Below are 13,786 nucleotides of genomic sequence, written 5' to 3'. Positions count from 1 at the left end.
TTATGGAATTTAAACACATACCAGTTTTATTAGAAGAAACAATAAAAGGTCTCAATATAAAACCTGATGGAATTTATGTAGATTGTACTCTCGGAGGGGGAGGACATTCTATTGAAATATTAAAAAAATTAAATAATGGAAGATTAATATGCATTGATCAAGATATAGATGCGATAGAAAATGCAAAAATAAAACTTGAAAATTATATTTCAAAAATAACTTTTGTAAAATCTAATTTTAAATATTTTCCAGAAATTATGAAAGAGTTAAATATAGAGTATGTTGATGGAATATTAATGGATATAGGAGTTTCATCATATCAAATAGACAGAGTAGATAGAGGTTTTTCTTATATTCATGACAGTGAGCTAGATATGAGAATGAATCAAGAACAAAATCTTACAGCAAGATGTATTGTAAACAACTATTCTATAGAAGATCTAACAAATATATTCTACAAATATGGTGAAGAAAAATGGTCAAAAAGGATAGCTGAATTTATTTGTGAATCTAGAAAAGAAAAAGAGATAGTAACAACTTTTGATCTAGTAGAAATAATAGATAAAGCAGTTCCTTTAAAGGTTAGAAAAGAGGCTAAGGGGCATTATTCTAAAAGAGTTTTTCAAGCGCTTCGTATAGAAGTGAATAATGAGTTAAATATTTTAGAAGAATGCATACCTAAAATGGTAAATTATTTGAATGAAAAAGGAAGAATTTGTGTAATAACTTTTCATTCATTAGAAGATAGAATTGTTAAAAATATTTTTAGAGAATTAAGTACAGGTTGTATATGTCCACCAGAAATACCAATTTGTGTATGTGGAAATAAAAGAAAGGTTAAGTTGATAACTAGAAAGCCTATTTCCCCAAGTACTAGAGAAATGGAAGAAAATTCAAGATCTAAAAGTGCTAAATTAAGAATTGTAGAAAGAGTGAGAGATTAAAATGGAAGCACGTAATTATGAGTATATTTATGAAGATATTTATATAGATGACGCTGTAAGAAATACAGCGATTCCTATACCAAGAGAAAAAAATAGGGTAAGGAAAAAAGTTAAAGTTAAGTCAAAAATAATAGGTAAAAAAATTGTTTTGATGTCTATTTTAGGAATAAATTTATTTATGGTAGGTATTACTTTGCAAAGTTATATGACTACTAGTGGAGCAAGCGCTCAGATAACAAAGCTAAATAAAGAGATAACAGAACTTGAGGCAACAAGAGATTATTATAAATTTGAAGTAGAAAAATATTCTTCAACAGAAAGAATTGAAGATATTGCAAAAAATAAATTAGGAATGTACTATCCAAAAGAAGATCAATATATATATATCCCTACAGAAAAATAGTAAAATATAGTAAAATAGAGGAAATATATAATAGTTAGGAAGTAAAGATGGATAGTAATTCAAAAAAAAGGTTTAATAGAAATTTTAAAACTAGAACTACATACATATTTTTTATATGTTTGCTATTAGTATTAGTTTTTGCTGTAAGATTGATATGGCTATATAATTCCAAATATAGGAGTTTAGCTTCAGAACAAAGACTAAAAACAATAGAAATACCAGCAAGTAGGGGAAATATATATGATAGAAATGGGAAAATACTTGCTGAATCTATAAAAATAAGTTCCTTATATTATTTTCCAGGGAATATATCGGACACAGATAAAATAAAACTGCAATCGGCATTAAGGGATATCTTATCATTAAGCGATGATAAGATTGAAGAAATATTAAATAGCAAAGAGAGAGTTAAAGTATCAAATAAATTAACCCCTGAAGAAACGAAAAAAATTAAGGACCTTAAATTAAATTGTTTATCTATCTCTGTAGAGAATAGCAGGGCTTATCCATTAGAAAGTTCTTTGTCCTATGTACTTGGATTTGTGGATTCAGATAATGAAGGTCAATATGGAATTGAAAGCAAATATAATGATATTCTAAAGGGAAAGCCAGGATTGAATTTATATACTGGTACAAGAGATGGAGATATAATTTCATATGATAAAAATGAAAAATATAGCGCTACAGCAGGTAGTGATATTAGCCTAACTATAGATGAAACCATAAATAATATCGTTAGTAAAGCATCAAGTGATGCATATGATAAATTTAACCCGAAAAGTATTTCCATAATAGTTACAGATGTAAACAAAAATGAAGTTTTAGCTATGGAAAATTTTCCTAGGTATAATTCTAATAACCCAAGAGAAGGTAGAACAGAAGAAGAAAAGAATGAAATAGGAAAACTTGAAGGTGAAGAAAAACTTAATAAATATTATGATATATGGAGAAATATTTCAGTTAGTAATGTTTATGAACCGGGGTCTGTTTTTAAATTAATTACTTCTGCAATAGCTATAGAAGAAAATACAAGTAATAGCAAATCAGAATATTATTGTAATGGACTATATAAAGAAATACCTGGTGTTACAATTAGGTGTGTAAATTGGTTTGAACCGCATGGAAAACAAACTTTAAAAGAAGCTTTAGCTAATTCTTGTAATCCGAGTTTCGTACAAATAGGACAAGATATAGGAACAAATAAATTTTATGAATATTTAAAAGCTTTTGGGTTTGGACAAACAACAGGTATAGATATTGGAGCAGAAGAAACAGGGTTGATTCCAAACAATATAGAAGAAATAAAACCAGTAAGATTAGCAACAATGTCATATGGACATGGAATATCTGTTACACCAATACAAATGATTACAGCAGCAAATGCTGTCGTAAATGGGGGATATATAATTACCCCCAAGTTGGTAAAAGAAATTAAAAGTGATGAAGAAGATAAAACAGTAGAAAAAGAAATAAAAAGACAAGTAATATCTTCTGATACAAGTGACCAGATGAAAGAATTAATGGTTAATAATGTAGAAAATGGAGTTGCTAGTGCTGTAAAGATGGCAAATTATAGTATAGGAGGCAAATCAGGTACTTCCATAAAAATTGACGATGATGGGGCTTATACATCAGAAAAAACAGTTGCATCATTCTATTCAGTGTTTCCTATGGAAAAGCCAGAATATTCCATTCTAGTAGTAGTAGATGAGCCTAAAGGACAAAATTCTGGGAATTCCGTAGCAGGTTCTATATCTAGAGAAATAATTAAAGAAATAATTGATTATCAAAACATAGATAAAAAAGTTGATATAAATAAGGAAGAAGAAGAAATAAAAGTTCCTAACTTCACGGGAGAAACATTAAAATCAGCAATTAAAATAGCAAAAGACAATAATTTAAGAATAAACATAGAAAATACAACAATGGATGATTCTATAATCATTACAAGTCAGTCTATAGAAGAAGGGACGAAAGTTGAAGAAGATACTGTAGTAGACTTAGCAGCTGATGATACAGGGAAAGCATTGATAAAAGTTCCAAACCTAGAAAATTATTCGGAATATGATGTTAAGAAAAGATTAGAAGATGTTAACTTGAAGTTAGTTAATAAAGGTGATATATCTAAAGGAAAAGTTTTAAAAACTAATCCTTCAGCAGGTGAGCTTGTAGAGTCTGGGAGCAGTTTAGAATTAATTTACGAATAAAAATAGGCGAAAGTTAAAACTTTTGCCTATATTTATTATTATGCTCAATTATTTGTTATAATAGATAAGTTGAGTAAAGGAGAGAGTTATGGATTTATTTAAAGAAGAAATTTTATTACCAATATTAACTAGTTTAATATTATCTTTGGTATTAGGAAAATTTATTATAGGATTATTAAAAAGAGCACATATTGGACAAAGCATAAGAGAAGATGGGCCAAAAGCTCATTTTTCAAAAGCAGGTACTCCAACAATGGGAGGAATAGTTTTTATAATTTCAACATTAATAACATTAGTTATTTTTAAAGGATATAATTATGAAAATATATTAGTTATATTGGGAATGTTAGGATTTGGATTAGTTGGATTTGTAGATGATTTTTTTAAGTTAGTTATGAAAAGATCATTGGGGCTAACAGAAATGCAAAAAATAATTTTTCAAATTATTATAAGTTTTTTACTTATATATTTTGCTTCTAAAGTTTCGATAAAACCTGTTGGAACATTTATTATACCTTTTTTTAATTTCGAAATTAATTTAGGGGTTTTTGCTTATCCAATATTAGCATTTATTATGATTGGTACTGTTAATGCTACTAACATTACTGATGGTTTAGATGGCTTAGCTACATCTGTAACTATTCCTGTATTTGCAGCACTAACTATAATAGCTATGAGTTTAAAATCTGATATAAGTCTTTTCACAGCTATATTTATGGGAGCCTTAATTGGTTTTTTAGTATATAATTCTAATCCAGCAGCGGTATTTATGGGAGATACTGGTTCTATGGCAATAGGCGGAGCCTTGGTTATGGTAGCTATAATTTTTAATATGTCTTTGTACTTAGTGATAATAGGTGGAGTATATGTAATAGAAACAGGATCTGTAATACTCCAAATGTTAAGCTACAGATACAGAAACAAAAAGAGAATATTCCTAATGTCACCAATACATCACCATTATGAATTAAAAGGATATAAAGAGCCTAAAATTGTAGCAGGATTTACAATTTTAAGTGTAATATTATCTATAATTACATTAATATCTTTTTTATAAGGTGGATTTATGAGATATTTTATTTTAGGGTTAGGTTTAACAGGAATTTCTACAATAAAAACTTTATCAAAATTTGGAAACACTGTATATGCATATGATGAAAATATTAAAGACTACACAAATTTAGAAAAAGAATTAGAAAGTTTTAATTACAGATTAATAAAAAATATTAAAAAATTTGATATACAAAAAATAGATATAGTAGTTAAAAGTCCAGGAATTCCACCAACTAATGAATTAATCAAAAAATTTCAAAAATTGAATATTGAAGTAATAAGTGATTTAGAATTAGCTTATAGATTATTTCCAAATAGAAATTTAGTTTCTATAACTGGAACTAATGGTAAAACTACGACTTCAATGTTATTGAACAATATAATAAATTCATCAAACAAAAAGTCTATGGTAATAGGGAATATTGGTATAGGTATGTTGTGGGAAATTTACAACAATAATGATGTAGACTATTTTGTAATAGAAAGTTCAAGTTTCCAGCTTGAAAATACAATTACTTTTAGGACAAAAGTAGCTGGTTTAATAAATATATCCATTGATCATTTAGATTGGCATGGAAGTTATGATAATTATGTAAATTCTAAAAGTAATATATTTAAGAATCAAACAAAAGAAGATTACTTAGTTATTAATACAGATGATAATAAAATTGTAGAGATAACAAAAAATGTATCATCTAAGATATTAAGTACATCTACTAGAAAGATATTAAAAAATGGTATATTTCTAGAAAATGATAATGTTATATATAAATATGGAAACAATAAAATGGAATTACTAAATATAAATGATTTAAAAATAGTAGGAATGCATAATATTCAAAATGCTTTAATAGCAATAGGAATGGCAATAGAGCTAGGGATAGATTTTGAGTATATAATAAAAGGTTGTAAAACATTCAAAGCAGTAGAACATAGAATAGAATTTGTAAGAGAAGTAAAAGGAGTTAAATATTTTAATGATTCAAAAGGAACGAATATAGACTCAACTACTAAGGCTATAAATTCTTTTAAAGAACCTATAATATTAATTGCAGGTGGATATGATAAAAAAATAGAGTTTGATGAATTGTTTGAAAATTTTCCAAGTAATGTAAAATCTTTAGTATTACTAGGGGAAACTAAAGATAAAATGAAAAAATCAGCTGTAAAATATGGTATTAAAAATATCTATTTAGCAGAGGATATGAAAGAAGCGGTATATTTATCAAATAGAATTTCAGAAAGTGGAGATATAATATTATTGTCTCCAGCCAATGCAAGTTGGGGGATGTATAAATCTTATATTGAAAGAGGAAAGCATTTTAAGAAACTTGTTAACGAAATAAGGTGATCTTGTTGAAAAAAAACAAAGCTAGTATAGACAAAAGAATATTAAGCGTTACAATAATACTTATTTTAATTGGTTTAATAATGATAGCTAGTTCAAGTTGGCCTTATGCAAATAAACTTGGTAAAAATTCATATGAATTTTTTGAGAAACAATTTAAATTTTCTTTATTGGGGTTTGTAATAATATTTGTAGTTTCAAAAATAGATTACAGAATTTACAAGAAGTATGCAGGTGTATTATTTATATTAACAATTATTCTATCAATAATAGTTTTAATTGTAGGAGATGAAAAAACTTATTCAGCAAAAAGATGGTTAAATTTAGGCTTTACGACTATAATGCCGTCAGATTTTTTAAAAATAGGTACAGTATTTATAATTTCAAAATACATAGCCTCTAATTATAAACAAATTAAATCTTTTAAGTACGGTTTTATTCCTATGATTATATTTGGAGGTATATCTGGTGGATTAGTATTTCTTCAACCTGACTTATCTACAACTTTAGTTATTCTTGGTACGGTAGTAGCAATGTTTGTTATAGCAGGTATAAATTTAAGATATTTTGCTACTGCAGTATTTGGCGTAGGGGGTATTACTGTATTTGCGATATTAAAACCAAACAGTGCATATAGTAGAATGAGTAGAGTTGAAGCTTGGTTAGATCCCATGAAAGATTTTACCAATAAGGGATGGCAACTAGCACAATCTTTATTTGCAGTAAGTTATGGAGGGTTTTTTGGTACTGGCATAGGAAGAAGTAGGCATAAATTTAGTTACTTGTCTGAAGCACATAATGATTTTATATTCGCTATAATTTGCGAAGAATTAGGATTTATTGGAGCTATTTTAATAATACTATTATATGTTTATCTTATATATGTAGGAATAAGTATATCATTTAAATTAGAAGATGTTTTTGCTAAATTTTTAGTTATAGGTATAATGCTTCTGATAGGATTACAAGCATTTACAAATATTTCTGTAGCTTTAGGATTAATACCTCCAACAGGGTTAACATTACCTTTTATTAGTTATGGTGGTAGTTCATTAATCGTATATATGGTTTTAATAGGTATAATTTTGAATATATCTAAAAATGTTCAAAGGAGATAATTTAATTATGAAAGTTATTATCACAGGGGGAGGAACAGGTGGACATATTTATCCTGCTGTATCACTAATAGAAGAATTAAAAAAAAGATATGAAAATATTGAAATAAAATATATAGGAAGTGTAGGAAGCTTAGAATCAAAAATAATTCCTAAAATGGGTATAGATTTTGAAGAAATAAGAGTAAAGGGGCTTCCTAGAAAAATTAATAAAAAATCTTTTATTGCATTGAAAGAATTAATATATGGGTTGAAAGAATCTAAAAAAATAATTAAAAATTTTAACCCAGATTTTGTATTAGGAACAGGTGGATTTGTAACAGGGCCCGTTTTATATAATGCATCAAGAATGAAATATAAAACATATTTTCATGAGCAAAATAGTTATCCAGGGCTTACAAACAGAATTCTTTCAAGGTTTGCTAAAAAATATTTTATAACATTTGAAGAGAGTTTAAAATATTTTAAAAACACAGAGAGAGCAATAAAAACTGGGAATCCAATAAGGAATAGATTTAAGAATTTATCTTCTATTAGAGAATCTTCTATAGAGGAATATGGACTTAAAAAGAATATTAAGACTGTTTTTTCATTTGGTGGATCCAATGGATCATATATATTAAATAAAACCATAAATGATTTAATAAAAAATAAAGAGTTAAAAGGCAAGTTTCAAATTGTACATGTAACAGGAGACAGATATTATAAAGATTTTTTATCCAAAATTGATAATAGTATAGAACAAAACATAAAAGTATTTGCATACTTAGACGATATACAAAAAGCTTATAGTGTAGCAGATTTAGTAATAACTAGTTCTGGAGCTATTACATTAGCTGAGTTAGCGTATGTTGGCATTCCAAGTATATTGATACCTAAAGCTTATACTACAGAAAACCATCAAGTCCATAATGCTTTAGAGTATGAAAAAATAGGTGCTAGCAAAATGATTCTAGAAAAAAATTTAAATTATTCAGTATTATATAATAATATTATGGCTATTCTACAGGATGACAGAAGTTTAGAAAAAATGAGGAAAGTAGTTAAAAGTCTTGCAACTCCAAACTCTGCAAAAGAAATAATAGATAATATTATAGAGGATATAAATGGATAGAAGAAATTATTATAAAAGAGATAATAGAAAATTACGAAAAAGACATAGAAAAAAGGTTCCTTTTTATAAGAAGTTTTTTTCTATGTTAATATTTTGTATAATTATAGGATTATTAATATTTTTTATAGATAAAGTTTTCTCTGTTAAGAAAATAGAAATAAGTGGAAATGATAAAGTTTCTAGAGAAATAATATTAAAAAAATTAGAGGTATTTAATAAAAATATATTATTTATTAAAAAGAATGATATAGAAAATAATTTGCTAAATGATAAAATAAAAGCTGTAAAAGTTGAAAAAAAGATGCCAGATACATTGAATATATCTATTGTAGAAAATAGAAATGTAGCATATATAAAAGAATCTGAGGATAATTATTATTTTATCAATGTAGATGGATTCGTAGAGGGAAAAACTAAAGAGGAACCTAAGAATATTCCAATTATTTATGGAGTTAGCTTGGAACCTTTACATGATGGAGTAAGTATATTTCAAGATGAAAATATAAAATTTATTTTTGAGAAAATAGAAGAGTATGGTATAACTATAATAGAATATGATTTTTCAGATACAGATAATATTGTTATAAAAACGGAAGAAATTAATATATTTTTAGGTGATATCAACAACTTAACTGAAAAAATTGATAAATTAAATGATATTTTGACTAGAGTTGGTACTGATAATATAAATATTAAAGAAATAAATATTAAAGAAATAAAGAACCCTATAATTAGCGAATAATAGTCTAAAATAAGCCGATTAGCTATATTGTGTCGGTTTATTTTTTTGTTCTATTAGTACAGAAAAATATGAAAATCAACAAAAGTAACAAAAAAATTTTTATAGCCAAAAAAATTTTTTAATCCAAATTAAAGTATGTTTCAATATAATTAATAAAAAAAGTACTTAAAGTACAAAAGAAAAATCCTAATAAATGCGTAAAATTATAAAAAATTTAAATAATGATATGGATAATACAAAAAAATAAATTCAAAACAGGAAATCTGTGGAAATATTGATTTTCTCAAAAATAACCTAATTATATTTGTATTTTTCGGAAAATACAAATATAATTAGGTTATAAGTGTAATTGATTAAAATTTAGGAGGATGAACATGAGTTTTGAGATGGAAGTAAATAATGACGAACTTGCAAAAATAAAAGTAGTAGGAGTAGGTGGCGGTGGTAACAATGCTATTATGCGAATGCATGAAAGCGGACTTCGAGGAGTAGAATTTATAGCCATAAATACAGACAGACAAATTTTAACTACAAGTGCAATTGAAACAAAGTTGCAAATTGGTGAAAAGTTAACAAAAGGTTTAGGAGCTGGTGCCAATCCATCTGTAGGTCAAAAAGCTGCAGAAGAGAGTAGAAATGATATTGTTGAAGCTCTACAAGGCTCAGATATGGTATTCGTAACAGCAGGTATGGGAGGAGGAACTGGAACAGGAGCTGCTCCAGTTGTTGCAGAAATTGCTAAAGAAATGGGAATACTAACAGTTGGTGTAGTAACTAAACCTTTTACTTTTGAAGGTAGAAAACGACAATTGCAAGCAGATCAAGGTATAGAAGCATTAAAGGATAAGGTTGATACCTTGGTAACAATACCAAATGACAGACTATTACAAGTAGCTGAAAAAAGAACCACTATGTCAGAAGCTTTTGCTATGGCGGATGAAGTATTATTAGATGGTATTCAAGGTATATCAGATTTAATAGCAGTACCTAACCTAATTAACTTAGACTTTGCAGATGTTAAATCAATAATGTTTGATCAAGGCATAGCACATATGGGTATTGGTAGAGCTACCGGTGAAAATAGAGCAGTAGAAGCAGCTAGAGCTGCAGTTAAGAGTCCATTATTAGAAACATCTATAGATGGTGCTAAAGCTGTTCTTATTAACGTTACTGGTTCAGATTTAGGATTGTTTGAGGTAAATGAAGCTGCTGAATTAATTAGAGAAGCAGTAGACCCTGATGCGAATATTATATTTGGAGCAGGAATTGATGAAGAATTAAAAGATGATATTAAAATTACAGTTATAGCAACAGGATTTAATGACAAAAAATTAGGCAAATCTACATCATCACCTTTAAAAGCTAAAAAGGTAGCACCTAAAGCTGAAACAAGAGAAGAATCAGAAGAAAAGAGTGAACCAATCTCAGATGAGCTTGAGATACCTTCATTCTTAAAAAGAAGGGGTTTCTAGTAAATGAGATGTCCTTTTTGCCATGCTTTAGACTCAAAAGTAGTTGATTCTAGACAGGTAGAATCTGAAACGTCTATAAGAAGAAGAAGAGAATGTAATGTTTGTAAAAAAAGATTTACAACTTACGAAAAATATGAAGCAAGCCCTTTAATTGTTATTAAAAAAAATCAAGAAAGAGAAACTTACGATAGTAACAAAATACTAGAAGGAATGATTAGGTCATGCTACAAGAGGAAAGTACCTGTTGAAATTCTAGAAAAAGCTACAAAAGAGATAGAGATAGAAATTAATCATTTAAATTTCAAAGAAGTACCTTCTTCTTTTATAGGAGAAAAAGTAATGGAAAAACTTCTAGAAATAGATAAAGTGGCATATGTAAGATTCGCTTCAATATATAAAGAATTTAAAGATGTAAATTCTTTTTATGATGAAATAGAAAAAGTAAAAGAATAAGAGACTTGAATAAAGTCTCTTTTTTATTTTATATTAAATAAATATATGGTAATATTTAATATAATGCTTTGATGAGGAGAATATTATGGACTTGTTTGAATATAGTAAAAAAAAATCATTGAAATTTAATGCTCCTCTTGCAGAAAGAGTAAGACCATTAACAATAGATGACTTTTATGGTCAAGAGCATATTTTATATAAAAATAGTCCTTTGAATAGACTAATAAAAATAGATAGGATTGGTTCGTTGATTCTATATGGCCCACCAGGAACTGGAAAAACAACATTGGCTATGATTATTTCTAATACAACAAAAAAAGTATTTGAAAAATTATCGGCGGTAACATCTGGAGTTAAAGATATTAAGGAAGTTGTTAAAAATGCTGAGGATAATTTAAGCTTTTATAATAAGGAAACGATATTGTTTATAGATGAAATCCATAGATTTAATAAGTCACAACAAGATGCACTGTTACCTCACGTTGAAAATGGATTAATAACTCTTATAGGAGCTACTACTGAAAATCCTTATTTTGAAGTAAATAAAGCATTACTATCAAGATGTAAGATAGTTCATCTTAAAAGTTTGAAAGATAATGATTTAGTTAAAATCTTGCAAAGAGCTCTAAATATAGATAAAATTTTGAGTAGTTATAAAATTAGATATACTGACAAAGATTTAGAATACATAGCAAGATTATCTTCTGGAGATGTAAGGAATGCTCTAAATACATTGGAAGTAGCAGTTCTTTCAACGGAACCTACAAATGGTGTTATAGAAATTAATAATAAAGTAATAAAAGAGTCTGTTATTGATTCATCAGTTAATTTATATGATAAAAATGCAGATTATCATTATAATACAATATCTGCATTTATAAAATCTATGAGAGGTTCAGATCCAGATGCATCTATACTATATTTAGCAAAAATGTTAAAATCAGGAGAAGATCCTAAATTTATAGCTAGAAGAATGGTGATTTTTGCTTCAGAAGATATTGGAAATGCAGACCCAAATGCTCTAACGATTGCTAACAATGTATTTAGAGCAGTTGAAATAATAGGACTTCCGGAAGCTAGAATAAATCTAGCACAAGGAGTCACATATTTAGCAACAGCTAAAAAAAGCAATAAATCTTATTTGGCAATAGAAGAAGCCACGAAAGATATAAATGAAAATCCTGATTTGGATATTCCTCAATATTTAAGGGATTCTCATTATTTGGGTGCAGAAAATCTAGGGATCGGAATAGGATATAAGTACCCACATGATTTTGAAAACTCATATGTGAAACAAAGATATTTTCCTATGAATTACAATGAAAAGAGATATTATAAGCCAACAGAAAACGGTTATGAAAAAAATATAAAAGAATATATAGATAAATTAAAGGGGGAGTAATAAATTGATATTATTAAAAGATTTAGAAAAAGATTATAAAAAATATATTGGCAAAGAAATTGAGGTTGCAGGATGGATTAGAAATTCAAGATTTCAAAAAAAATTAGGTTTTATAGAGTTGAATGATGGTACTCAATTTAAACCAATACAAATAGTTGTAGATTCAAATCTTGAAAATTTTGAAGAAGTAAATAAATTGTACTTAAGCAGTGCGATTATAGTAAGAGGAGTTCTTGTAGAAACACCTAATGCAAAGCAACCTTATGAAATACAGGCTAGAAACATCTTTATAGAAGGTAATTCAACAGACAATTATCCTCTTCAGAAAAAGAGACATACTTTTGAATTTTTAAGAACTATTCTTCATTTAAGATCTCGTACTAATACTTTTAATGCAGTATTTAAAGTTCGATCTGAACTTAGCTATGCTATACACAAATTCTTTAACGATAGGGGATTTGTATATGTTCACACTCCAATAATTACAGCTTCAGATGCAGAAGGCGCAGGTGAAATGTTTGAAGTTTCTACTTTAGACCTAAATAATTTACCGAAAGATGAAGAAGGAAACTTAGATTTTTCAGAAGATTTCTTTGGAAAGAAAACAAATCTTACAGTAAGTGGTCAACTTCAAGTTGAAACGTTTGCAATGTCTCATAGAAATGTATATACTTTTGGTCCTACTTTTAGAGCGGAAAATTCAAATACAACAAGACATGCTGCAGAATTTTGGATGATAGAACCAGAAATAGCATTTGCAGAACTATCAGATGTATGTAATTTAGCAGAAGATATGGTTAAATTTTTAATAACATATGTACTTGAAAAATGTCCTCAAGAAATGAATTTTTTCAATAGTTTTATAGATAAAGGATTAATTGACAGGTTAAAATTAGTTGCGAATAGTGAATTTAAGAGATTACCATATACAGAAGCTATAGAAATACTAGAAAATTCAGATGTCAAATTTAATTACCCTGTTAAATGGGGAATAGATTTACAAACAGAACATGAAAGATACTTAAGTGAAGAAGTAGTCAAGGGTCCTGTATTTATTACTGACTATCCTAAGGAAATAAAAGCATTTTATATGAAATTAAACGAAGATGGAAAAACTGTTGCAGCTACAGATCTTTTAGTGCCAGGAGTTGGAGAAATGATAGGTGGTAGTGAGAGAGAGTATAGGTATGATGTACTAAAAGAAAAAATATCAGATGCTGGTTTAAATGTAGAAGATTATGATTGGTATTTAGATTTGAGAAAATATGGAACTACAAGGCATGGTGGATATGGACTTGGATTTGATAGAATGTTAATGTACTTAACAGGTATGACAAATATAAGGGATGTGGTTCCTTTCCCAAGGACAGTTGGTCATTGTGATTTTTAGTTGACAATTATTTATATTGATATTATAATAGTTAATGTTGATTAAGTAGAGTTATCCGCTCTCACCTTATCATATTGTGAATAAGGTTATAATTTAATTACTTGTAAGTGTTTATTACGTAATTTTATGGCGGGTATTTCTAC

12 protein-coding genes are annotated in these 13,786 nt (G+C 27.6%); all 12 read left to right on the top strand.

Annotation, left to right across the window (positions count from 1 at the left end; genetic code table 11):
• The first annotated feature begins 2 nt into the window (after positions 1–2).
• The 12 genes from rsmH (at position 3) to asnS (ending at position 13,643) form a co-directional block, all read left to right on the top strand.
• On the top strand, positions 3–944 hold the full coding sequence (gene rsmH / locus CS899_RS02165; RefSeq protein WP_099203322.1) for a 16S rRNA (cytosine(1402)-N(4))-methyltransferase RsmH: 942 nt from the start codon (positions 3–5) through the stop codon (positions 942–944).
• Between the two features lies 1 nt (position 945).
• Positions 946–1,347: a cell division protein FtsL gene (locus CS899_RS02160; protein ID WP_099203321.1), complete on the top strand. Its 402-nt coding sequence runs from the start codon at positions 946–948 to the stop codon at positions 1,345–1,347.
• A gap of 47 nt (positions 1,348–1,394) precedes the next feature.
• Positions 1,395–3,554 (top strand): penicillin-binding transpeptidase domain-containing protein, encoded by a 2,160-nt coding sequence (locus tag CS899_RS02155; protein WP_099203320.1) that lies wholly within the window; start codon positions 1,395–1,397, stop codon positions 3,552–3,554.
• Between the two features lie 88 nt (positions 3,555–3,642).
• The gene (gene mraY, locus CS899_RS02150; protein ID WP_099203319.1) at positions 3,643–4,611 is read left to right on the top strand and encodes a phospho-N-acetylmuramoyl-pentapeptide-transferase; all 969 of its coding nucleotides are present in this window, start codon (positions 3,643–3,645) and stop codon (positions 4,609–4,611) included.
• A 9-nt stretch (positions 4,612–4,620) separates the two neighbouring features.
• Positions 4,621–5,958, top strand: coding sequence for a UDP-N-acetylmuramoyl-L-alanine--D-glutamate ligase (gene murD / locus CS899_RS02145; RefSeq protein ID WP_099203318.1), 1,338 nt, complete (start codon positions 4,621–4,623; stop codon positions 5,956–5,958).
• 5 nt (positions 5,959–5,963) lie between these two features.
• The gene (gene ftsW, locus CS899_RS02140; RefSeq protein WP_164995819.1) at positions 5,964–7,073 is read left to right on the top strand and encodes a putative lipid II flippase FtsW; all 1,110 of its coding nucleotides are present in this window, start codon (positions 5,964–5,966) and stop codon (positions 7,071–7,073) included.
• A 7-nt stretch (positions 7,074–7,080) separates the two neighbouring features.
• Positions 7,081–8,184, top strand: a complete 1,104-nt coding sequence (murG, locus tag CS899_RS02135) for an undecaprenyldiphospho-muramoylpentapeptide beta-N-acetylglucosaminyltransferase (protein WP_099203316.1) — start codon at positions 7,081–7,083, stop codon at positions 8,182–8,184.
• Positions 8,177–8,926 (top strand): cell division protein FtsQ/DivIB, encoded by a 750-nt coding sequence (locus CS899_RS02130; RefSeq protein WP_099203315.1) that lies wholly within the window; start codon positions 8,177–8,179, stop codon positions 8,924–8,926. The genes murG and CS899_RS02130 overlap by 8 nt, the downstream gene beginning before the upstream one ends.
• 374 nt (positions 8,927–9,300) lie before the next feature.
• Positions 9,301–10,398, top strand: a complete 1,098-nt coding sequence (ftsZ, locus tag CS899_RS02125) for a cell division protein FtsZ (RefSeq protein ID WP_099203314.1) — start codon at positions 9,301–9,303, stop codon at positions 10,396–10,398.
• Positions 10,399–10,401: 3 nt separating this feature from the next.
• Positions 10,402–10,851, top strand: a complete 450-nt coding sequence (gene nrdR / locus CS899_RS02120; protein WP_099203313.1) for a transcriptional regulator NrdR — start codon at positions 10,402–10,404, stop codon at positions 10,849–10,851.
• An 85-nt stretch (positions 10,852–10,936) separates the two neighbouring features.
• Positions 10,937–12,253, top strand: a complete 1,317-nt coding sequence (locus CS899_RS02115) for a replication-associated recombination protein A (RefSeq protein ID WP_099203312.1) — start codon at positions 10,937–10,939, stop codon at positions 12,251–12,253.
• Positions 12,254–12,257: 4 nt separating this feature from the next.
• A complete protein-coding gene (gene asnS, locus CS899_RS02110) occupies positions 12,258–13,643 on the top strand; it encodes an asparagine--tRNA ligase (RefSeq protein WP_099203311.1) in 1,386 nt (461 codons plus the stop codon).
• Positions 13,644–13,786: the final 143 nt, after the last annotated feature.

The organism is Miniphocaeibacter massiliensis (genome assembly GCF_900232905.1).
GTDB classification, from domain to species: Bacteria; Bacillota; Clostridia; order Tissierellales; family Peptoniphilaceae; genus Miniphocaeibacter; species Miniphocaeibacter massiliensis.
This window is presented reverse-complemented; position numbering and strand designations above follow the sequence as displayed.

What these genes read in the sequence shown, in the direction of transcription:
- rsmH (WP_099203322.1), top strand. Translation starts at nt 3, where the DNA reads ATGGAATTTAAACACATACCAGTTTTATTAGAAGAAACAATAAAAGGT.
- CS899_RS02160 (WP_099203321.1), top strand. Translation starts at nt 946, where the DNA reads ATGGAAGCACGTAATTATGAGTATATTTATGAAGATATTTATATAGAT.
- CS899_RS02155 (WP_099203320.1), top strand. Translation starts at nt 1,395, where the DNA reads ATGGATAGTAATTCAAAAAAAAGGTTTAATAGAAATTTTAAAACTAGA.
- mraY (WP_099203319.1), top strand. Translation starts at nt 3,643, where the DNA reads ATGGATTTATTTAAAGAAGAAATTTTATTACCAATATTAACTAGTTTA.
- murD (WP_099203318.1), top strand. Translation starts at nt 4,621, where the DNA reads ATGAGATATTTTATTTTAGGGTTAGGTTTAACAGGAATTTCTACAATA.
- murG (WP_099203316.1), top strand. Translation starts at nt 7,081, where the DNA reads ATGAAAGTTATTATCACAGGGGGAGGAACAGGTGGACATATTTATCCT.
- CS899_RS02130 (WP_099203315.1), top strand. Translation starts at nt 8,177, where the DNA reads ATGGATAGAAGAAATTATTATAAAAGAGATAATAGAAAATTACGAAAA.
- ftsZ (WP_099203314.1), top strand. Translation starts at nt 9,301, where the DNA reads ATGAGTTTTGAGATGGAAGTAAATAATGACGAACTTGCAAAAATAAAA.
- nrdR (WP_099203313.1), top strand. Translation starts at nt 10,402, where the DNA reads ATGAGATGTCCTTTTTGCCATGCTTTAGACTCAAAAGTAGTTGATTCT.
- CS899_RS02115 (WP_099203312.1), top strand. Translation starts at nt 10,937, where the DNA reads ATGGACTTGTTTGAATATAGTAAAAAAAAATCATTGAAATTTAATGCT.